The 20985-nt window shown below is 58.6% G+C and carries 23 protein-coding genes; 9 read left to right on the top strand and 14 right to left on the bottom strand.

Annotated elements, in window-relative coordinates; all coding sequences use genetic code 11:
• The first annotated feature begins 121 nt into the window (after positions 1–121).
• A complete protein-coding gene (locus tag CU102_RS17635) occupies positions 122–1003 on the top strand; it encodes a LysR substrate-binding domain-containing protein (protein WP_106712417.1) in 882 nt (293 codons plus the stop codon).
• 25 nt (positions 1004–1028) lie between these two features.
• Here the strand turns inward: CU102_RS17635 and CU102_RS17630 are convergent, their stop codons facing one another.
• Complete coding sequence (locus CU102_RS17630; protein WP_100000395.1) at positions 1029–1190, bottom strand: Thivi_2564 family membrane protein; 162 nt, start codon at positions 1188–1190, stop codon at positions 1029–1031.
• Positions 1191–1249: 59 nt separating this feature from the next.
• On the opposite strand from CU102_RS17630, the gene CU102_RS17625 reads away from it, so the two are divergent.
• The 4 genes from CU102_RS17625 to CU102_RS17610 all read left to right on the top strand — a co-directional run bounded on the left by CU102_RS17625 (position 1250) and on the right by CU102_RS17610 (position 5243).
• Positions 1250–2053, top strand: a complete 804-nt coding sequence (locus CU102_RS17625; RefSeq protein WP_425351564.1) for a winged helix-turn-helix transcriptional regulator — start codon at positions 1250–1252, stop codon at positions 2051–2053.
• Between the two features lie 269 nt (positions 2054–2322).
• A complete protein-coding gene (locus tag CU102_RS17620) occupies positions 2323–3756 on the top strand; it encodes an FAD-binding oxidoreductase (RefSeq protein ID WP_106712415.1) in 1434 nt (477 codons plus the stop codon).
• A gap of 163 nt (positions 3757–3919) precedes the next feature.
• Entirely contained in the window at positions 3920–4333 is a 414-nt protein-coding gene (locus tag CU102_RS17615) for a VOC family protein (protein ID WP_106712414.1), read from the top strand.
• Between the two features lie 13 nt (positions 4334–4346).
• A complete protein-coding gene (locus tag CU102_RS17610; RefSeq protein ID WP_106712413.1) occupies positions 4347–5243 on the top strand; it encodes a DMT family transporter in 897 nt (298 codons plus the stop codon).
• Here CU102_RS17610 and CU102_RS17605 read toward each other — a convergent pair.
• Together CU102_RS17605 and CU102_RS17600 are read right to left on the bottom strand one after the other, a co-directional pair.
• Positions 5234–6100, bottom strand: coding sequence for a protein-L-isoaspartate O-methyltransferase family protein (locus CU102_RS17605; RefSeq protein WP_106712412.1), 867 nt, complete (start codon positions 6098–6100; stop codon positions 5234–5236). The two genes, CU102_RS17610 and CU102_RS17605, sit on opposite strands and share 10 nt — an antisense overlap.
• Positions 6101–6153: 53 nt before the next feature.
• Positions 6154–7098 carry a LysR family transcriptional regulator gene (locus CU102_RS17600; protein WP_106712411.1) on the bottom strand — a complete coding sequence of 315 codons (945 nt, stop codon included), beginning with the start codon at positions 7096–7098 and terminating at the stop codon, positions 6154–6156.
• Positions 7099–7263: 165 nt separating this feature from the next.
• Here CU102_RS17600 and CU102_RS17595 point away from each other — a divergent pair, with 165 nt between their 5' ends.
• From CU102_RS17595 to CU102_RS17585, 3 genes are all read left to right on the top strand, one after another.
• On the top strand, positions 7264–8448 hold the full coding sequence (locus tag CU102_RS17595; protein ID WP_106712410.1) for an MFS transporter: 1185 nt from the start codon (positions 7264–7266) through the stop codon (positions 8446–8448).
• Between the two features lie 15 nt (positions 8449–8463).
• Positions 8464–9288, top strand: a complete 825-nt coding sequence (locus CU102_RS17590; RefSeq protein WP_106712409.1) for an aldo/keto reductase — start codon at positions 8464–8466, stop codon at positions 9286–9288.
• Positions 9289–9351: 63 nt separating this feature from the next.
• Positions 9352–10647, top strand: coding sequence for a hypothetical protein (locus CU102_RS17585; RefSeq protein ID WP_106712408.1), 1296 nt, complete (start codon positions 9352–9354; stop codon positions 10645–10647).
• Position 10648: 1 nt separating this feature from the next.
• Here CU102_RS17585 and CU102_RS17580 read toward each other — a convergent pair whose 3' ends face one another.
• The 9 genes from CU102_RS17580 to CU102_RS17540 all read right to left on the bottom strand — a co-directional run bounded on the left by CU102_RS17580 (position 10649) and on the right by CU102_RS17540 (position 18561).
• Complete coding sequence (locus CU102_RS17580; RefSeq protein WP_245425386.1) at positions 10649–11209, bottom strand: hypothetical protein; 561 nt, start codon at positions 11207–11209, stop codon at positions 10649–10651.
• A gap of 11 nt (positions 11210–11220) precedes the next feature.
• Positions 11221–11817: a hypothetical protein gene (locus CU102_RS17575; protein ID WP_106712406.1), complete on the bottom strand. Its 597-nt coding sequence runs from the start codon at positions 11815–11817 to the stop codon at positions 11221–11223.
• On the bottom strand, positions 11814–12404 hold the full coding sequence (locus CU102_RS17570; protein ID WP_106712405.1) for a hypothetical protein: 591 nt from the start codon (positions 12402–12404) through the stop codon (positions 11814–11816). The genes CU102_RS17575 and CU102_RS17570 overlap by 4 nt, the downstream gene beginning before the upstream one ends.
• Positions 12405–12666: 262 nt before the next feature.
• The gene (locus CU102_RS17565) at positions 12667–13485 is read right to left on the bottom strand and encodes a D-alanyl-D-alanine carboxypeptidase family protein (RefSeq protein ID WP_245425384.1); all 819 of its coding nucleotides are present in this window, start codon (positions 13483–13485) and stop codon (positions 12667–12669) included.
• Positions 13486–13709: 224 nt separating this feature from the next.
• Entirely contained in the window at positions 13710–14756 is a 1047-nt protein-coding gene (locus CU102_RS17560; protein WP_106712403.1) for an L-idonate 5-dehydrogenase, read from the bottom strand.
• Complete coding sequence (locus CU102_RS17555) at positions 14753–16159, bottom strand: TRAP transporter large permease (RefSeq protein WP_106712402.1); 1407 nt, start codon at positions 16157–16159, stop codon at positions 14753–14755. Before CU102_RS17555 ends, CU102_RS17560 begins: the two co-directional genes overlap by 4 nt.
• Before the next feature lie 3 nt (positions 16160–16162).
• Entirely contained in the window at positions 16163–16735 is a 573-nt protein-coding gene (locus tag CU102_RS17550) for a TRAP transporter small permease (protein ID WP_106712454.1), read from the bottom strand.
• A gap of 68 nt (positions 16736–16803) precedes the next feature.
• Positions 16804–17781, bottom strand: a complete 978-nt coding sequence (locus CU102_RS17545; protein WP_106712401.1) for a sialic acid TRAP transporter substrate-binding protein SiaP — start codon at positions 17779–17781, stop codon at positions 16804–16806.
• A gap of 24 nt (positions 17782–17805) precedes the next feature.
• Positions 17806–18561, bottom strand: coding sequence for a FadR/GntR family transcriptional regulator (locus CU102_RS17540; RefSeq protein ID WP_106712400.1), 756 nt, complete (start codon positions 18559–18561; stop codon positions 17806–17808).
• Between the two features lie 232 nt (positions 18562–18793).
• On the opposite strand from CU102_RS17540, the gene CU102_RS30435 reads away from it, so the two are divergent.
• Entirely contained in the window at positions 18794–19540 is a 747-nt protein-coding gene (locus CU102_RS30435) for a lytic transglycosylase domain-containing protein (protein WP_106712399.1), read from the top strand.
• Here CU102_RS30435 and thiD read toward each other — a convergent pair.
• Both thiD and thiE read right to left on the bottom strand, forming a co-directional pair.
• Positions 19482–20297 carry a bifunctional hydroxymethylpyrimidine kinase/phosphomethylpyrimidine kinase gene (thiD, locus tag CU102_RS17530; protein ID WP_106712398.1) on the bottom strand — a complete coding sequence of 272 codons (816 nt, stop codon included), beginning with the start codon at positions 20295–20297 and terminating at the stop codon, positions 19482–19484. The genes CU102_RS30435 and thiD overlap by 59 nt on opposite strands.
• Positions 20294–20959, bottom strand: coding sequence for a thiamine phosphate synthase (gene thiE, locus CU102_RS17525; RefSeq protein WP_106712397.1), 666 nt, complete (start codon positions 20957–20959; stop codon positions 20294–20296). Before thiE ends, thiD begins: the two co-directional genes overlap by 4 nt.
• Positions 20960–20985 lie beyond the last annotated feature (26 nt).

Genomic DNA, 20985 nt, shown 5'->3' with positions numbered 1-20985 from the left:
ACTCCGAATGTTGGCGACGCTTTGCGTCTGGCTGTGTTGAGTACTAGATGCACCTTGCCGCGCTTGTTTTCCAACAAAACACCAAGTACCATGCATAAGGACAGCTTATGTGAGATGCCTCATGAACCTTCCTCCTCTTGCCGCTATCCGGGCCTTTGAGGCTGCGGCCCGCCACGGCAGTTTCACCAAAGCCGCCGAAGAGTTGAGCATGACCCAGGCGGCGGTCAGTTATCAGATCAAGCTTCTGGAGGAGCGCATCGGCGCAGCGCTTTTCCTGCGGCGCCCGCGCCACGTTACGCTGACGGAGGTCGGCGCGCGGCTGTCGCCCGTTATCAGCGAGGCTTTTGACATGATGCGTGCAGCTATTGCTGCCACGCGCGAGAACGCCGACGGTGTTTTGACTATCACGACAATTCCAACCTTCGCCGCCAATTGGCTCGTTCCCAGGCTTGGTTCATTCCAGCTTGCCCAGCCCGCACTCGCCGTCCGGCTGCAGGCAACGCGGGATGTGATTGATTTTTCACGACAGGACGCTGATGTCGGCATTCGCTCAGGCAGCGGGCGATGGCCTGGAATGATCGCACACAAGATATTCGATGCGGACTTCACACCAATGTTGAGCCCCGCGCTCGCAGCTTCGATCGGCGGCGTCAAAACCCCCGAAGACCTGCTGAAGCTGCCGATCGTCGATCCGAGCGATCCCTGGTGGAAGCTCTGGTTTGGTGCAGCAGGTATCCCCAACCCCGATCTGCGTGGCGATCCGCGCAGCCGTTTCGGCGATCAGCATCTGGAGGGGAAGGCCGTCATCGCCGGGCAAGGTGTCGGGATACTGACCCCTGCATTTTATGAGACGGAGCTAGCACAAGGCCAGCTTATCCAACCATTCGATATTGTCGGCACTGCCGATCATTTCTACTGGCTCGTCTATCCGGAAGCGCGACGCAACGTTCCGAAGGTCCGCGCCTTCCGCGACTGGCTGCTCGGACAACTTGAGGAGAACTGAACCGAGCCACGGCTCCGTCTGAGGCCTAGAAGACTGCGAGGTAACGCAGCAGCGAGATAATGCCGATCACGATAACGATGACCTGGGCGATCTGTTTTGCACGACCATCCAGCGGCAACATCTGAATGAGGTAGAGTACGAGAAAGATCACCAGAACGGTGATCAAGAGACTAATCAAAATCGACATTTCAAACTTCCTGTTTCCGGGCTTCGTAAAGTGTAGCTTCCTACAACTCACAGTTGGCCATGTTGGTTCCTTCGAACAGAAGTAGAGAATTCTCGGCTACCTGGCGGCGCTCGGCTACTGCATATTCCGTACTGGACGATCCTGGCGCTACGCCGCATATTTCAGCTTTGGGAAATCGTCCGATGGCAAGCGACGGCTACAACCAGTATTGTCCAGTGTCAAAAGCATGCGAAGTGCTGGAGCCGCGTTGGACGCTACTGCTGCTCTGCGAAATGTGGTCAGGGTCGACTCACTTCAACGAAATTCACCGCGGGGTACCCGGTATGTCGCCGACGCTCATGTCAAAGCGGCTCCGGGAGATGGAAGCGAACGGTCTCGTGGTCCGCACGGAAAATCCATCGACGGGTGACATCAACTACACCACCACAAAGGTCGCTGATGAGCTTGAACCGATCGTTTACGCACTTGGCAAATGGGCGCACCGCAATGTCGATGCCGAGGTGACGCTGGAAAAGCTCGATGCCAAACTACTCATGTGGAACATGCGTCGCAAGATCGATACCAGCGCTTTGCCAGCCAGACGCAGTGTGATCGAGTTCACTTATCCGGAATTGCCAAAGAATGAGCAAAATTATTGGCTGGTAACGAAGCCCGGAATGCCCGTTGACCTATGCGCGCTCGATCCTGGTCATAACGTCGACCTCTTTGTCTCTGCCGATCTGAAGGCGATGACCTCGGCGTGGATTGGCCTGTCCACCCTGAGAGCGGAGATATCGCAGGGCAAGATTTCATTGATAGGCGATTCGTCCATTGCGGCTTCCATCGAAAGGTGGTTGGGCCGCAGTTCCTTTGCCCAGTACTGATTGGGCGGTTATCGGATTTGTCCACACTATGAACGGACAGGTATCGCTACAGTTTCTACACTAGCCAGATCGATCCGAGAGCGCGAAACTCCTTCCCGGCCGCTAACCCACGATCCAACAGACATCTGCAGCCTCTTTGTGAACTGCTTCAGGATTGGGTTCGGTACAACTTTAGAAGAGCGAAAGACAACGCAGAACGCCGTAGTGCCTTCCGAGATTGCAACGCTTTTCAACTGCGGCATCCATCGGGCCGCAAGGGAGGGGATAAAATGACCGACGTTCAATTCAGCGGGCTTCAAGGCGAAACGATCGCCCTTTCAAACGACCTGCTGGTGGCCCTACAAGCACGGTGTCGCGGGAACTTGTGCCTGCCGGACGAAGCCGGGTACGACGAGGCCAGGACGATCTGGAACGCCATGATCGATCGGCGGCCAGGCGCCGTGGTGCGCTGCCATGGCTCAAGCGACGTGATACAAGCGGTGCACTTTGCCCGCGACAACAAGTTGCTCCTATCGGTGCGCAGTGGGGGTCACAACATTTCCGGCAACGCTGTCTGCGAGGGCGGACTTCTGATCGACCTTTCACCAATGCGGTCAGTCCGCGTCGATCCAAAAGCACGCACCGCGCGCGTAGAACCTGGCGTAACGCTCGGTGAGTTCGACAGGGAGGCGCAAGCGTTCGGCCTTGCCACCCCGCTCGGCATCAACTCGACCACCGGGGTGGCCGGCCTAGCGCTTGGAGGAGGTTTCGGGTGGCTCAGCCGCAAATACGGATTCACGGTGGACAATCTGACCTCGGCCGATGTGGTTACCGCCGGCGGCGAGCTTGTTCAGGTAAGCGCAACGGAGAGTCCAGACCTATTTTGGGCTATTCGCGGTGGTGGCGGAAATTTCGGAGTGGTCACGTCGTTCGAATTCAAACTGCATGCAGTCGGTCCCGATCTGGTATCCGGGCTGATCGTCCATCCGTTTACCCGCGCCCGCGAACTCCTTGTCGGCTATCGCGACGTGGCGGCGGCCGCTGCCGACGATCTGACCATGTGGGCGGTGTTGCGTAAGGCACCTCCTTTACCGTTCCTGCCCGAGGAAGTGCACGGCAAGGAAATCCTGGTTTTCGCCGTCTGCTATGCCGGAGAGCCTGGAAAAGCGGATGAGGCGCTTGCCCCACTTCGTGCACTTGGCGAACCGATCGCTGACGTGATCGGCGTGCAACCATACTCCGCTTGGCAGACGGCATTCGATCCGCTGCTCACGCCGGGTGCGTTCAATTACTGGAAGTCGCACAATTTCACGACTCTTAGCGATGGCCTGATCGACACTCTGATCGACTATGTTGGCACGTTGCCGACTGAGGAGTGCGAGATCTTCATCGGCCAACTCGGCGGTGCCAGCAGCCGCGTAGCCCCCGATGCAACGGCCTATCCGCATCGCGATGCCAACTTCGTCATGAACGTTCATACCAGGTGGCGCGACCATGCCGACGAACAAGCCTCCATCAAATGGGCGCGGGCACTCTTTGCGGCCACTGCGCCCCACGCGACCGGCGGTGTCTATGTCAATTTCATGCCGGAGGACGAAACGGACAGAGTGGCCCAGGCCTATGGCGGCAACTATGCACGGCTGACGTCCCTCAAGGCCAAGTACGACCCTGGAAACCTCTTCCGGCTGAACCAGAACGTCAAACCAGAAAGCAAAGCGGGATAAAACAGACCGCCAAATTGCAGTTTTTTCTCAAACACATAGATTGCGTTTGGTGGTTTTTTCTACCCGCAGATACGAAATATGCTTGCGGCCTCAACCGCTCATTGTCTCGCTATAACCTTGCTGCTAGGGTCCGGCTCGCCCCCGTCACCCATCAGGATATTCCATGCGCTCGCTGTTTCACTTCGCCTACCACGTAACCGATCTTGACGAAGCGCGACGTTTCTACGGTGGCATACTGGGTTGCGAGGAAGGCCGTAGCACCGAAACCTGGGTCGATTTCGATTTCTTCGGCCATCAGATTTCATTGCACCTCGGCAAGCCGTTCGAAACGACGAACACGGGCAAGGTCGGCGACCACATGGTTCCCATGCCGCATCTCGGCGTCATTCTGTCGCTTGAGGATTGGAATGCGCTTGCCGAGCGTTTGAAATCGGCCGAGATCGATTTTGTCATGCCGCCGGTCGTCCGTTTCAAGGGCGAGCCGGGCGAGCAATGGACGATGTTTTTCCGCGATCCTGCCGGCAATCCGATCGAGGTCAAGGGATTCGCCGATTTCGCCTCCATCTACGCGAAATAACACCCGCCCAACCATGGAAATGCAACAATCCAATCTGAAAGCGGCGCTTTGGATGATGGGATCGCTCACCGCCATCATTTTGATGGCGATTTCCGGCCGTGAAGCTTCGAGGGAGTTGAACGTCTTCCAGATCATGGAGATGCGCTCGGTCATCGGCCTCGCCATGCTATATCCTTTGATCCGCTCCTCGGGCGGCTTCAGGGCCATGAAGACCAAGCGGATATGGCAGCACCTCGGACGCAACAGCGCACATTATGCCGGGCAATTCGCATGGCTGCAGGCCCTGTCGATGATCCCGCTGGCGCAGGTGATTGCCATCGAATTCACAACGCCCGCCTGGACCGCGCTGATGGCGGTTGCGTTTCTTGGAGAGCGTCTGAACATCTGGCGGGTGCTCACCATCGCGCTCGGCATAATCGGCGTCGTCATCATCGTCCGGCCGGGGGTCGGCACTGTCGAAATCGGTCAGTTGATCGTCCTCGGCGCGGCGTTCACTTTCGGCATCTCCTTCACCATGGTCAAATCGCTGACCCGCACTGACAGCGTGGTGAAGATCATCTTCTGGATGCTGATTATCCAGTCCGGGATCGGCCTCCTGCCGGCTCTGCATGTATGGCAATGGCCTTCCATGCATGTGCTGCCGTGGGTCGTTATCATCGCCTTCACCGGCACGTTCTCGCATTTCTGCATGGCCAAAGCCTTGCAATATGCCGATGCCACGGTCGTCATCCCTATGGACTTCTTGCGCGTGCCCCTGATGGCTGTGCTCGGCTGGCTGATCTATGCCGAGCGCATCGACATGTTCACGGCCGTCGGTGCCGCACTGATCCTTTCGGGCAACCTACTCAATCTCAAGAACCGGACCGCCTCGGCAAAAGCGAACGTTCCCGCCTCTCTGCCTCAGTCATAAGCGAGACACCAGCCATCCCCCTTGAGCCAACACCGGTCATCGGGGATGTCAGAGGTCCTGTAAAAACGTGAGACACGCCTGAGACTGCCGTCCGCAAAGGCGATTGCCAGCGCCCTCTCCGATTTCGCGTCCCGCACCCCGGCACAAGGATAGATGGCGACACCTGAAACGCTACGTGCCGAGAATTCGCTGCCTTCGCGGGTTATGAGAAACACGGCGCCACGCGGGCGGCTGCCGCGGCCGAGCATAGTAAAACCGTCGTCGGTTGTCAGCGGCAGGACGAGGCGGCCGCCATCCTTGAGCCGGTCCAGCCAGATATCCGCCGGCCGGGTCGCACCGGCATTGACGTAGATCACATCAGCAGGTTCGAACGGGACGACTGTTCCATCGCCCTCGACAATCTCAACGTTGGAATAAGGAGAAAGATAATCCCTCGCGCGGGCCGCGAGATCCGGTTCGAGCTCAATACCCGTTACGTGACCCGAAGACCCAACAAGATGCGCCATGATCGCCGTGTAGTAACCGGTTCCTGTGCCGACATGGACGACATGCTCGCCCTTGGCAAGCTGCGCGAACCACAACAGGTGAGCGTGCAGGGATGGCTCGCCATTGTTGATGTGCCGTTCCGGCGCTATTCCAACCAGATCATCCGTATAGAGATAGGTCGGATCGTCATTCGGACTATAGACGTAGCCCAAGCCGAACCGGCTGATTGGCCACGGTCCGCGCCCGAGGAAATCTTCTCTTGGCACATCGGCGAAGGCTTGCTCGATGCGTGCGTCCTCAACTCCTACGCTCGCCAGGATTTGCTTGGCATAAGCGCGGCGTACGGTCTCGAGTTTGCCTGCGTCTGTCATCGCTGTGTTTCAACCTGGAGCAAATTCTTACAGACAAAATTTGCTCTAAATGATCATGACCCCGCAGCGCCGTTCGTCAAGGGCACAGGCAATTCCGCACAGGATCCGATATTGTCGGACAGGAAATCGACAAAACTGCGGACCCGCGCCGCGAGGTATTCATGCCCCACAAAAACTGCATGAGTCATCTCCATGTCGCCGGGATTATATGCTTCGAGAACGGGAACGAGACGGCCCTCGATAATATCCGCGCGCACATGAAACAGGCCCAGCCGGGCAATACCAAGTCCCGCGACGCACATCTGTTGTACGGTCACCCCATTATTGGCCAGAAAATTCCCAGACACCGTCAGCATCTCGGTTTCACCCGACTCGGGATCCTTGAACGGCCACTCTTCCCTTATTCTGCGGAAATTGAAATTCAGGCAATTGTGCTTGTCGAGATCATGCGGGTGCTCGGGCATGCCGTGCTTCGCAAGGTAGTCCGGCGAGGCAACCACCACCATGCGGCTTTCAAACAGCTTGCGGGCCTTCAGGCTGGAATCGCGCATCGGTCCGACGCGAATGGCGATATCGGCACGCTCCTCGATGAGGTCGACCACTCCATCACTGAGCGAAACGTCGAGTTCCACCTCAGGATAACATTGCAGGAATTTCGGCACGAGCGGCAGGATGCAGTGCACACCGACCGGCACGGACGAGTTGACCCGCAGCAGACCCCGAGGGGCAGCCGACGCACCAAAGGCAACGGCCCGCTCTGCCTCCTCGATCTCCGCAACGATACGCAGTGCCCGCTGGTGATAGATCTCCCCTTCCGGTGTCAATCGCAGGGTGCGCGTGGAGCGGACGAGAAGTCGCGTACCAAGCCGGTCCTCGATCCGGGTGATCATCTTGCTGACGGCGGAGGGCGACAGTCCAAGCCGGCGCCCCGCAGAAGAAAAGCTGTTGAGCTCCACCGCCTGCACGAAAACATCCATCTCGCCGGCCCGATTATCCATGTCGCACCTTCATTTGTGAATTCGTTTCATAAGTATTGAGCAATCCGGGGCAATTATCAAGGTAATCGCGATGGCTCATATTCAGCCCAACCGGACTTGTTCCGCCCTTTTCCGACCTCGCAAGGCTGGTTCCCAAGACAGCCTCAAAATTCAAAGGACAAGACAATGCCTCTCGCTCTTCTGGCGTTGACAATCAGCGCCTATGCCATCGGGACGACAGAGTTCGTCATTGTTGGCCTTCTGCCTACCGTTGCCAGTGATCTCAATATCTCCTTGCCCCTCGCCGGCCTCATCGTCAGCGTCTATGCCCTCGGCGTTACCTTCGGCGCACCGATCCTCACCGCCCTCACCGGCCGCATCGAGCGTAAGCCACTTCTGCTCGGTTTGATGGGCCTTTTCATCGTTGGCAACACCGCCGCTGCGCTCGCGCCAAACTATGAACTGTTGCTCGTCGCCCGCGTACTCAGCGCCTTCGCGCATGGCGTATTCTTCTCCGTCGGCGCCACCATCGCTGCAGACCTCGTCGCGCCAAACCGCCGAGCCTCTGCCATTGCCATGATGTTCCTCGGCCTGACTGTCGCCATCGTCACCGGCGTGCCGCTTGGTACCTTCATCGGTCAGCAGCTCGGCTGGCGCGCCACGTTCTGGGCCGTGTCCGGGCTCGGCGTCATTGCTTTCGCCGGGATTGCGATCCTCCTGCCGTCGCAGATTGCCAAGGCTGCTCCTGCCCGGCTTATCGATCAGGTGCGTGTGCTTGCCAGCGGACGCCTGCTGCTCGCTTTTGCCATGACAGCCTTTGGTTATGGCGGCACCTTCGTCATGTTCACATTCCTCGCGCCCGTATTGCAGGAAATCACCGGCTTCGCCGGCTCCACGGTCAGCTTGATCCTCGTCCTCTATGGTCTGTCCATCGCGATTGGCAATATGGTTGGCGGTCGCGTGGCCGACGGCAATCCCGTTGGCGCTCTCAGCATCATGTTCCTGCTGCAGGCTATCGTCCTTGCGATCTTCACCTTCACGGCCGTATCGCCAGTATGGTCGCTCGTAACCCTTGCCGCCCTTGGCGCGCTCTCCTTCTCCAACGTTCCGGGGTTGCAGCTTTATGTGGTCCAGCTTGCCAAGATCCATACGCCTGATACCGTAGATGTCGCCTCGGCGCTCAACATCGCCGCCTTCAACCTCGGCATTGCCGGCGGCGCCTTCCTGGGTGGCATCATAGTCGCTTCGCCGCTCGGCCTTGGCGCAACGCCGTGGGTCGGTGCTCTTCTCGTAGTCAGTGCTCTCGGCCTGACACTTTGGAGCCAGATGCTCGACCGGCGCTCCTCCGTCGAAGCCCTGGCTTCCTGCTAAAACAAGGGAAACGCAATGTTCAATGTAAGCGCCAATGGTGCAACAATCCCCGCAATCGGTTTCGGTACTTTCCGCATGCCGGGCGCCGATGTGCTCCGCATGGTCCCCGCGGTCTTGAAACTCGGCTACCGCCACGTCGATACGGCGCAGATATATGGCAATGAGGCCGAGGTCGGCGAAGCGATCGCCAGTTCGGATGTTCCCCGGGCTGATATCTTCCTCACGACCAAGGTCTGGGTCGACAAATACCGGCATGATGACTTCATCAGGTCAGTCGATGAAAGCCTGAAGAAACTGAAGACGGATTATGTCGATCTCCTGCTTCTCCACTGGCCGCAAAGCGACGTATCCCTCGCCGAGCGTATCGGCGCTCTCAATGAAGTGCGTGATGCGGGCAAGGTCCGTCACATCGGTGTCAGCAATTTCAACATCGCACTGATGGCGGAATCGGTTTCGCTTAGCAAAGCCCCGATTGTCACCAACCAGGTGGAATATCATCCCTACCTGGACCAGACCGCCGTGCTCGACGCGGCCCGCAAGTCCGGCATGAGCATCACTGCCTATTACGCAATGGCCGATGGGAAGGTGGTTGGCGATCCAACCATCAAGGCGATCGCAGCTGCCCACGGCAAAAGCGAAGCACAGGTGGTTCTGCGCTGGCTCGCTCAACAGGAAGGTGTTGTGACCCTGTCGAAAACCGTCAGCGAAGACCGGGCGAAAAGCAATTTCGAGATCTTCGATTTCGAGCTGTCGCCAGGCGAAATGCGCGCCCTTCACGCTCTTGCCAGGCCCGACGGCCGCATCGTCAGCCCACGCAATCTCGCACCCGAGTGGGACTAGCCTCAGTAGTGACAGGCGCGATAAAATTGCTAAGGTCAGCATGAGATTCGCAAGAGGTTCTTCATGCTGGCCGAAGTGGCACTGCCCATCAAGCTGACATTCAGGCTCTGGCTACGCTTCTGGCCGCAGCTTGTTGCGGTGGTGCTTCTCGGCCTGCTTTGTTCGGATATCCTGATGTGGCTGTCGGTCAAGGCCGCCTTCCTCAATCATTATGCAGGCCTTGGGGTCCTCACGCTGGTCGCCCTCACGCAGCTGGTGACAACCGTATCGATGATCCTGATCGTGCGGCCGGGCTTGCCAGCGATCAGTGCCGCGCAGGCCGCCGCCCAAAACCAAGCTGACAAGGGCAAGCCAGAACGCGGTGTTTCGCGTCTCGCGACAATCGTCGCCGTAGCGCTCCTGCCCTTCTTCGCCTACTACGCCGCCTGGGGTTTCCTTGGTGACACGATCCGGCAATATTCACGCCTTGCCCTCGACTACGCCCCCTTCGGCGAATCCGGCAATGTGCTCGACGTGCTCGATTCGAAGTGGCTTATCCTTTCGGTGGCGGTTGCCTGGATCGTACGCAAGTTCGCGCAGATCATGCAGAAGCGGTCCACCAACTCGATCTGGCAGATCATCGTTGTCGTCTGCGAGACCAACTGGATCTTCATCGGTCTTTATGTGATCAGCCGCTGGAAGGACACGTTCCTGGTTTGGCTGACCACACGAAACATCGGCAATCTTTTCGAAGGGCTCTGGAGCAGCCTGGCGCAGCCTGTCTCATCTGCCTACGCGGCGGCGATATTCCCTGTCGAACAAAGCTCAGTCAGCATGTCATCGACCATCGTCAGCCTGTTCTTCTATGCACTCCTGCCGGTGATCTGGCTCGTCATGGTTGCACTCGTCTACGGCTATGATGTTCGCGATGACCAGGAACTGATGCGTATCCACCATCGCGTCGAACGTTTCGGCGAACGGTACAAGGCGATACCGAAGTTCCTGCGCGATTTCGTCGAGCACTTCATCAGCGGCTATCGCTCCCGTTATCTGCCGATCGCCAATGGGGTCAGGCTCACGCTCAATTCCGGGTTGCTGCTGATCATCACGTTGATTGTGGGCTACCGCCTGATCGACTGGGCTGCTGCCTGGGCCTGGCTCGGCACGACACGGTTGATCGGCCCGCACGCGCTCGACTATTGGCAGGTTCTCTCACATGGCGTGTCATTGCTGTTTGGTAGCCCGTTCCAGGACTCCTCAACCGGCATCCTCGTCGAGCCCCTGCGCATCTGCTTCCTCGCAGCAGTGCTCGAGACGGCGTTCTCGATGACGAAGAAGGTATCGGCACCAGAAGGCGCCGCGCAGGCAACTACGGCCTGAGTTATCCCGATCGTGCAAACCTCAAATAATACGGCCTCTCACTGCCGACGCCGAGTGTAACGCGCAGATCCGCGGCGACATCCTGCGGAACGAGGAAGTTCGCCTCTATCACCATACGCGCGCCGCTCTCGGCCCCCGAAAATATGGCCGAGCTACACGACATGATGCCATCGGCCGGATAGGGCATCCCGGGAACGGATGTCTGGCTCCACAAGCGACCCCGAGAGTCGACCAGCTTGATCGAACATCCGAGCCAGAGGTTCTGCAGATCTGGATTGCCCACTTCGACCAGAAAGCGTGCGATCAGCGGGACCGAACCCGCCGGAAGCCGGTTTTTCTTGATTCCCTCAGGCGTTTTCAGCGAGACGAGTTGCCAGGCGCTGCCGCCGAACCGAGCGGGCTGGCCTGCCTCAATATCGCGTGCAAAAAGGTCGTTGCCACGGATGAGTTCCTTCAGGCTGCCATAGGAAATCTCGAACAGCGCCAGCGGTACGAGCACAAACAGGGCCCACAGACTGCGGCGGCGCCATATCCGCTCTCCCTGCGTTCGTGTGTTGTCCATGGACAGCGTCATCAGCCAGCTTTCTCTGTAACGGTTATCGGCTTGTTCATGTCGAAGCTGTCGAGAACGAGAGGCTGTCCGTCATTGAACTTCTTGAAATCGTCGATCGCAATGTGCGCCTGCGAATCCAGGCGGGGAAACAGCTGGTTCGAGAGCACCAGCGTCGCGCCACTCACCTGATCCGGGAGGGTTTCAAAGACGAAACGCGCCATCTTGGGCAGTCCGGGTTCGAGGGAATGCGGCGGGAGACCGGGCAAGTAGCCGGTACGATCAGAACTGTCATATTGCAGTCCTGTCGGCCCGACCCAGGTCGCCCGGGCCACGGAGTTGGAGGCGCTGGTGGCTCCCAACGCGACCGTAACGACCACCCAAACGCCTGACGTCGTCATCACCTTGGTTGTGCCAAACCTCTCAAATGTCAGTTCACGCGCGAACACCACATTGTCGACGATGACGTCAAACTGCCGGGTACGAACCTTGTCATGCATCTTGCCGGGAACCGGTATCGGTCCCGTCAGATCCATGTAGTGCGGTTTGGATTGCTGCATGCCATAGAGTACGACGATCGCCGCGCATAGCACCAGAATATTGCCGAGCCTGCGTTTCATTGCTGTGCCGCCTGCGTGGTTATCGGGAGCCGAATGACCCCGGCAGTATGGTCGTTGTACCAACCGGGACTGCCCGTGAGATTGTCCCGCGCCTTGTAGGTCTTCGCCGTCACAAGCAACTCAACTGCATCGACCGGAACAAGGCTTGCCGGCACCAGCCAGACATAGGCCAACTTCTCGGTCATGCCCGGATGCAGATCCGGTAGCAATGCCATATCGCGCTGCAGGTAGATCATTGGCTTTTCCGCCTGCGCATCGATCGTCGATGGAAAATGGAAGACACCGTAATAATCCTTCGAGGATCTCGCTGTCAGGTTCGTCAGCTCGGTCTCGAGAATGATCGCCTTCTGGCCGTCCTTGGGCGTCACCTCGAAGACCTTGTCACTCGCGACGCGAACTCCGAGCGGCCTGATGCGCCATTGCCCGGCTTCTACCGTCTCATTGGGTGTGAACTGCAGCTCCTGCTGCTTCGGCATCGCCTCGAAGGCGCCGAGCATCTCCGCCGCGGCAAGTGCCGCGAAGGTACCTATTCCGGCTGTCAGCCACGCAGCGGCTTTGCTGCGCAGGCTCAGAACATGGGACCACATTGGCCGACCCTCCTCCCATTTGCCGGCACGCACCGGTCAAAAACGAGTCGCTGTTGTTCTAACCATGCAACGTCTGGAGGGTGAAATTCAAGACCCGGGATTGCCCTGGGCCAGACCTCTAGAGCCCGTTTGGAAAGTCGCTGCGGCGAGGCATATGGCGTGGTCTTCGAGAACCGGAGCGCAGCGTACTTAAGCACGTGAGCACCGGAAGCGCAGAAAACCGCGTCAGATGACCGACGCAGTAGACTTTTAGAACGGGCTCTTAGCGCGAGGCAACTTGCGGCAGATAGGTGTTCACCAAACTGACGACCTGGGCGTCGCGGGTTTTCGCGGTATTGCCACCCATGACAACCGCCACAAGCTGGCGGCCATTGTCACTCACGGAGGTCACAATGTTGAAACCGGAAGCCCGGACGTAGCCGGTCTTGATGCCGTCAGCGCCATTTACCTGGCTCAACACACGGTTGTGGCCGCGGATCAACCTGCCATTGAAGGCGAAATCCTGGGTGCCAAAATAATAGTAATGCTGCGGATAATGCCTGCGCAGGGCGAGACCAAGCATGGCCATGTCGCGCGCCGTGGTGATCTGCTGCGGGTCGGGCAGGCCGGAAGCATTGTGGAACGTCGTGCCCCTCATGCCGAGCCGGCGCGCCTTTGCCGTCATTTGTGCCGCGAATTGTTCTTCCGTTCCACCAAGATACTCGGCGAGTGCCGCTGCCACGTCATTGGCCGACTTCACCACGATTGCCTTGATCGCCGTATCCACATCGATGGTCTGGCCTGGCCTGACCCCAAGCTTGCTTGGTGCCTGCGATGCGGCGTGGGCCGACACCGGAATGGGTGTCGATTTGGTAATGCGGCCGGACTCCAGTGCCTCGAACGTCAGATACAACGTCATCATCTTGGTGAGCGATGCCGGAATGCGCGGCAGATCGGCGCTCGACTGATAGAGCACCACGCCTGTGCTGCCGTCGACTACGATCGATGCGGATTTTTCCGAAACGGGAGCGGAAGCCCCACCCACCGGGGCAAGCGTTGCGGCTGTCGTACAGCCGCTTGCGACGCCAAGGATCAGTGTCATTAGTGCCACGATTTTCGGAAGTGAATACAACGACATATAAACTCGCGGCACGTTTATTTTCCGGATCTCTGGACTTGCGAAAGAATAAAATATCTAGCGCAGGATGGTTAAAAATTCAGCTTTACCCCCGCTTGTTAGCCGATTTGAACGGCCACGCCAAGCGAGTGTTTCTACAACAAATTGTCGCTGCCTGTCGCGTTGCTAAAAGGATGTAGGGCAAGTCCCTACATCGTAAGCACAACCTTAACGCTGCGCGACCTGTCCAATGCCGTCCGGAAGGCCTCTGGCGCATCTGCGAGTTTGTATTCGCTCGTCACCAGCCGCAGCACATCGATCTTCCCCTCAACGATCAATTCGACCGCCTCGAAGAATTCTTCGCCGAAGCGGAAGGTACCGATCAGGTCGAGTTCCTTCGCCATCACAGCGTTCGCAGGCACGGGGATCGTCCCGCCTGCAAGATTGCCGACCTGCACGACGGTACCGCCTCGCCGGACTGTGCGAATGGCCGAGGCAAGACCCGCCGCGGTTCCGGAGATTTCAAAGGCGATGTCGAAAGGCGATACCGTCGCCAGTTGCGCTAGCTGATCTTCACCTTGTGACAGATCGACGATCTGGTCGGCTCCGAGCTCTTCGGCAAATTTTAGCGGTGCCGCGGCGACGTCGACCATGGTGACGGAACCTGCATCGGCATGTTTAAGCGCGAGCATGGTGAGAAGGCCGATCGGACCCGCGCCGAAGACAATGGTCGAGAAGCCCTTGACGTGGCCGGCCCGGCGTACGGCGTGCAGGCAGACGGCCAATGGCTCGGCCAGCGCCGCCGCCTGGAACGGCAAGTCCGCCGGCACCCTGACGCACTGCGCTGCAGTTGCGTCAAATAGGCTGGCGAAGCCGCCCTGCATATGCGGGGTCTTCGACGCCGAGCCCATGAAGTAAATGTTCTCGCAGAGGTTGGCACGTCCTTCATGGCAATAGACGCACCGTTCGCACCAGCGGGATGGATTGACCGCAACACGCTCGCCGACTGCCAATCCTGTCACGTTACTGCCGACTTCGACAATCTCGCCAGCCACCTCGTGGCCGAGTATCAGCGGCGAAGTGACGACGAAATCGCCGGTTCTGGCGTGGCGGAAATAGTGGATGTCCGAACCGCAGATGCCACCTGCGCCGAACCTGACCCGCACCATATTCGGTTCGAGTTCGCCAAGTTCGACATCGACAACGCGCAGATCCTCCGCGCCGAAGAGAGTTGCAGCAATGCCTTTGGTACTCATTTGATCAGACCCAGTTGTGTTGGAAGCCAAAGGGTGATCGCCGGAATAAAGGTGATGGCGATCAGAGCGATGAAGAGCGGAACGAGCCATGGCAGGATGGCCATGGTGGTGCGCTCGACCGAAAGCTTGGCCACACGTGACAGGACGAAGAGTACCATGCCGAGCGGCGGATGCAGAAGGCCAATCATCAGGTTAAGCGTCATGATCAGGCCGAAATGCACCGGATCGATGCCGAATTTCAGGACGAGCGGCAACAGGATCGGTACAAGTATCGTGATGGCGGCAATCGTATCGAGAAAGCAGCCAACGAACAGCATCAGAAGGTTGACGAGGATCAGGAAGACCCATTTGTTCTCGGTGATCGATAGGATGGCGGAGGACAGGAGTTGCGCCGCCTGGCTGACTGTCAGCAGCCACGCGAAGACGGAGGCAGCCGTCACGATGAACAGGACCGATGCGGTCGTTTCGATCGTGTCGAAACTGGCCTTGGCAAGGCTCGACAATGTCATCGTGCGATAACGGACAAGGCCGAGGAACAGCGACCACAGGACCGCGGCGACAGCCGCTTCCGTCGGCGTGAACCAGCCCATGGTCATGCCGCCGATCAGGATGACAGGCGTCATCAAAGCCATAACGGCCGAGAAGTCGAAATACCAGTCCAGCGCAATCAGCAACACAAGGGCGATGCCGACGGAGGCATTGATTGAAAGGCCGGTCAGCATTAGGAGATAAATAACGACCGGAACCGCCAGAACGACGACGATTTCAAGCGAAGCTTCCAGAAGCTGCTTCAACTCAAACGGCGCGTCGGAACCCCATCGCCGGATGAAGGCGAAGATGGCGACCGTGACCATCATGAGCACCGTCATGACGACGCCCGGCACAATGCCGGCCATGAACAGAGCACCGATGGAGACATTGGCCATCATGCCATAGATGACAAACGGCAGTGACGGCGGGAAGATCGGGCCGAGCGTCGCCGATGCTGCGGTCACGCCGACAGCGGCTTCGACGGGGTAGCCGTGATCCTTCATCGCCTTGATCTCGATCGTGCCGATACCCGCCGCGTCGGCTAGCGCTGTACCCGACATGCCTGAGAAGATGACCGAACCGATGATGTTGACCTGCGCCAGCCCGCCCTTCATCCAGCCGACAAGGGCAACGGCGAAAGAATAGATGCGGCCGGTGACACCAGCCGAGTTCATCAGGTTGCCGGCGAGAATGAAGAACGGCACGGCGAGCAGCGGAAAGCTCTCGACGCCGGCGATCATGCGCTGCGCAACGATGATGTCAGGGGCCACCCCGAAGAACACCAGATAGAGAACCGAAGCGACTGCCATGGAAATGGCGACCGGCACGCCGACAAGCATGAGCAGCAGAAATGTTCCGACAAGCAATAGCATCGATCAATCCTCGATCTTCTGAAATTCTTCGGGACGTTCCAGAACGGAATAGCCGCGGCGAATATTGCTGATGAATACCTGAATGGAGCGGAAAAGCATCAGGACGAAGGCGGCCAAAACGCCATAGAAAACAATGTTGCGCGGCAGATCGACCGTCACCATCCGCTCCTCGGCGACGATCTCGACATAACGCCACATCAACCAGACGGCGTAGATGAAGAAACCGATACGCACGACGTCGACAAAGATCGACAGGACGCGCGCAACAGACCCCGGCAGGTAGTGGTAGAGCACGTCCACCTGGATATGGCGGGAGACACGCACGCACATCACCGACCCGAGGAACACGACGCCAATCAAGCAGTTGATCGCAATTTCTTCGGTCCAGGCGTAGCTGTCGTTCATGACATAGCGCGTGAAGAACTGCAGGAAGACGCAAGCTGTCATCAACCAGAAGACGATGAGCGTCAGCCAGTCCTCTATGGCATAATCCGCAACATTGGCGACAGGCGCCGCCTCCTCGAAGGAGTGGGCGATTTCCTCAGCGGTAATCTGTGTGTGAACTTCTTCTGCCATAAAGGCCTCCATCCGTTAGCGCATCAGGCGGGATGGCCGGGCAGATCGATTGCCCGGCCATCGGTCAATCATTCCTTGATGGCGCGAATGGCTTCCCAATCGGACTTCTCGTAGCCGAAATCCTCGAACTTCACCTTTTCCATGACGTTCTTTTCGAAATCGGCCTTGTCGACTTCAGTCACGTTGATGCCCTTTTCCTTGAAGCTGGTTACGAGGGCCTTTTCCTTTTCGGAGATCGTCTTCGTTGTCCGCTCGGCCGCCTCCTGCATCACCTCGCCGAAGATTTTCTTGTCTTCGTCCGCAAGGCTGGACCAGAGCTGCTTCGAAACCACCGTATTGAGGTGGTCGACGATATGGCCGGTCAGGATGATGTTCTTCTGCACCTCGAAGAATTTTTTGGCTTCGATGGTGGTGAGCGGGTTTTCCTGCGCCTCGACGGTACCGTTCTGCAGGGCGAGATAGACTTCGGCAAAGGCGATCGGCGTCGTATTGGCACCGCAAGCGCGCGGCATGGCGAGATAGGCCGGAACATCCGGTACGCGGATCTTCAGGCCCTGCATGTCCGAACATTTGGCGATCGGCTTGTTCGATGTGGTCTGGCGCGTACCGTAATAGCTGACAGCGGCAATATGGTTGCCGGTCTTTTCCTCATAGCCGGCGGCAAGCCGCTTGAACACGTCGCTCTTTGTATAAGCGATCAGATGATCCGGGCCGCTGAAGATATAGGGGAAATAAGTTACGCCGATTGGCTTGTAATCGCGTGCCGCAAAGCTCGATCCGGAGATGATGATGTCGACAGTACCGAGCTTCAGGCCCTGGTTGATATCAGCCTCCTTGCCCAGCTGCGAGGCAGGGAAAACATCGATCTTGTAGCGGCCATTCGTCCGCTTGTTGATCTCTTCGGCCGCCCAGACAGACTCTGTATGAAATGGCTCGGATGTTTCGTAAACATGCGCCCATTTCAGTGCGGTCTGCGCCTGTGCCGCTGCGGCAGATAGCGCGAGCGCGGCAACCGCACCCAGAATTGTCGTTAGTTTGATCTTCATGTCTTTCTCCTCCCAGATTTGAACTCAGATCTTGCTGTTTCCGTTTCGGCGGCCTCCCGCAGGACGGCCTTTCTCATTCTCCAGGTCTTCATCGAAACTCCTGGAAAATCTTGATTGCGATTGCTGCAGATGAAATCGCATCGCTTCTTTGGCGCGCGCCGGGTCGCCAGAGGCGATGGCATCACGTATCGCCCGATGCTCCTCGAACGCCTCTCGCCATGAGCTCGGGCTTTCGAAATAGCTCGCCAGCTTTTCGAAATAGGGCGTCATACGCTGATCGAAGAGCTCGCCGACAAACCGGTTGAGCGCTGCATTTTCAATGATACCCGCGATCGTCGTGTGAAATGTCCGGTCCAGCGCAATGGATGTCCGTGGGCTGTTGAACGTTTGCGCCATCTTGGTCAGCACCGCGTCCATCGCCTCGATATGCTCGGATGTCACAACTTTCGCAGCCTCCTCGGCAATCGCGCATTCGATGAGCGATCGGGCGCGCAGCAATTCGAACGGTCCCTCCAGATCTTCGGCAGGCGCCAGAGCCGGCTTTTCACGCTGCTGGCCCGTGACATAGATGCCGGAACCCATGCGGATATGCACAAGCCCTTCCACTTCCAGCGCGATCAGCGCTTCGCGAATGGTCGGACGGGAGACTCCCAGCTCCTCGGCAAGTTCACGCTCACCCGGCAGCCGTTCGCCGGCGGCAAATTTGCCGCCCTCGATCAGCGTGCGAATCTGGTCTGCCACCTGCCGGTAAAGCCGGCGCGGTTGAATGGCTGCGAACATTGATCCTCCCCGCACGGGTCTCCCTTTCCGCGCTAGACTGGTAAACTGGCCTTACCAATATATAACTGATACATTGATATATATGCTGGAGTCAACCCGACCCGTTTCGACTGCCCACAGCGGCTGCATCTCGATTGTAACAATCTGTATTGGAAAGTGATTGCCGCTGCCGCCCCCGAACAAGCTATGAGGAACCAACCACCCGCCATCCGCCTCTTCGCACCGGTGACAAATGCTGTTTGAAATTCGATTGCTGCGCGCTTTCGCCTGTGTGAGCCTTGCTCTCTCCCTCGGCGCCTGCACGACAACCGAGCCCAAATTGCCCAATGCGGCTTCAGCTCCGGTTCCTGAGTCTTCACCGCGTGCCGCCGCCGCCACGCAAGCCAGGCCGACGGCGAAATCCGTCGATGGCCTCATTTCTAAATACTCCGTCGCTTACGCGGTTCCTGAATCCCTGGTGCGCCGCGTCGTCAAACGCGAAAGCAGCTTCAATCCCCAGGCACGCAACGGGCCGTATTGGGGCCTGATGCAGCTATTGCCGGCAACGGCGCGTGGCCTCGGCCATGATGGCAGTGCCAAGGATTTGCTCGACGCCGAAACCAACCTCAAATATGGCGTCAAATATCTGGCGGGCGCCTACAAGGTTGCAGACAACAATCCGGATCAGGCTGTCCGGCTTTACTCGCGCGGTTATTATTACCAGGCCAAGCGCAAAGGGCTTCTGAGTGTCCTCGAGCCGGACACCGCACCTGTCGATCCGGCTCCTGTTGCTTTCGCTGCTGCGCCCTCGGTGGCGGCTGCCGGACCCGCTGCAGCAGCGACAGCGCTCGCAGCACCAACCCAGCTCGCCTTTGCCGACGAGCGCGTCGTGCTTCCCTCCGTGGTTCCACTGCCATTCGAGCGGCAGGACATCATGACGGTTACACCGGCCACCACTGGTGGAAATGGTGCACGGGCCCGCGTCCAAGCCCCACTTTGAGATTGCCGGCCGCGGCCATCGCCGCCGTAAGATAACCCTTCGCGTTCGCAACCGCATCGCCCAAACTCTGGCCCTTCGCCAGCCCGGCGGCAATTGCTGCTGCCAGGGTGCAACCGGTGCCATGGTCATGGCTCGTTTCGATGCGCGGGCTGACGAACCGGTATATACTCTCCCCGTCGAACAGAATGTCCGTGCTCATTTCGCCCGCCGCATGACCGCCCTTGATCAGGACCGCGGAAGGTCCGAGCTCCAGCAACTCCTCGGCCTGCCGGGCCATCTGTTCTTCATCTTCCGCTATCGTCCGACCGGTCAGCAATGCGGCCTCGGGCAGGTTTGGCGTCAATATGACGGCACGCGGCAAAAGCCTTTGCCGCAACGCGTCGATCGCCTCCGGCTGCAGCAGGCGGTCGCCGGACGTCGCCACCATGACAGGGTCAAGCACAACGCGCCGGCGCCAATCCCGCAATGCGGCGGCAATGGTATCGATCGTCTCAAACGTCGAGACCATGCCTACCTTGATCGCCTTCACATCAATGTCGGACAAGACCGCATCGATCTGCGCACGGATAATGCCGGGCGTCAGGTTCTCGATGGCGGTCACACCGCGCGTATTCTGCGCGGTGATCGCCGTCAGCACACTCGTTCCATAGACGCCCAGGGCCGAGAATGTCTTCAGATCCGCCTGGATGCCCGCGCCGCCGCCGCTGTCGGAACCGGCAATGGTCATAGCAATGGCGGTCTGGGCGATTGCGGTCATGCCCGTTCCTTCAGCGATTCATCGACCACGGCGCGCAGGGCAGCAGCCGCTCCTTGCGGATCGGAGTGGCGGAAGATCGCCGAAATCACCGCCACGCCGTCGGCCCCGGCTGCAATTGCCGGCGGTGTTCGCGCAACATCGATCCCTGCTATTGCCCCAATTGGCAGATCGGGTTTCGCAGCCCGAATGATCGGCGCAAGGCGGCTGAAGCCATCGAAACCAATCGGCCCATCGGGATTGTGCTTGGCAGGCGTCTCGAACAGGCCGCCAATGCAGGCATAGTCGATATCGCTTGTCGTGGCATTACGCGCATCGGCTTCATTCTTGACCGTCAGGCCGATGATAGCATCAGGGCCTAGCAACTGTCGGGCATCCTCGACCCGCATGTCCTCGCGACCAATATGCACGCCCTCAGCGCCGGCAACCAACGCCACATCAATACGGTCATTGACGACAAGCGGGACACCGGTCCCCTTCAATGCAGCGCTGATGCGCCGCGCACGCTCGACCATAACCCGCGTCGCGGAGTTCTTGTCACGATACTGGATGATGGTAGCCCCGCCGCGGGCGGCGGCGAGGGCGAGCTCGCCCAGATCCTTGTCACTGCCTATCGCATCGACATCGACAATGGCATTCAGCCGGAAATCTACTTTTGGTCGCACAGTCTGGACTCCATCATATCATGGTT

Origin of the sequence: Phyllobacterium brassicacearum, assembly GCF_003010955.1 — a bacterium.
GTDB lineage: Bacteria > Pseudomonadota > Alphaproteobacteria > Rhizobiales > Rhizobiaceae > Phyllobacterium > Phyllobacterium brassicacearum.
Note: the sequence above shows the minus strand (reverse complement) of the source record. Positions and strands in the feature narration are given on the sequence as shown.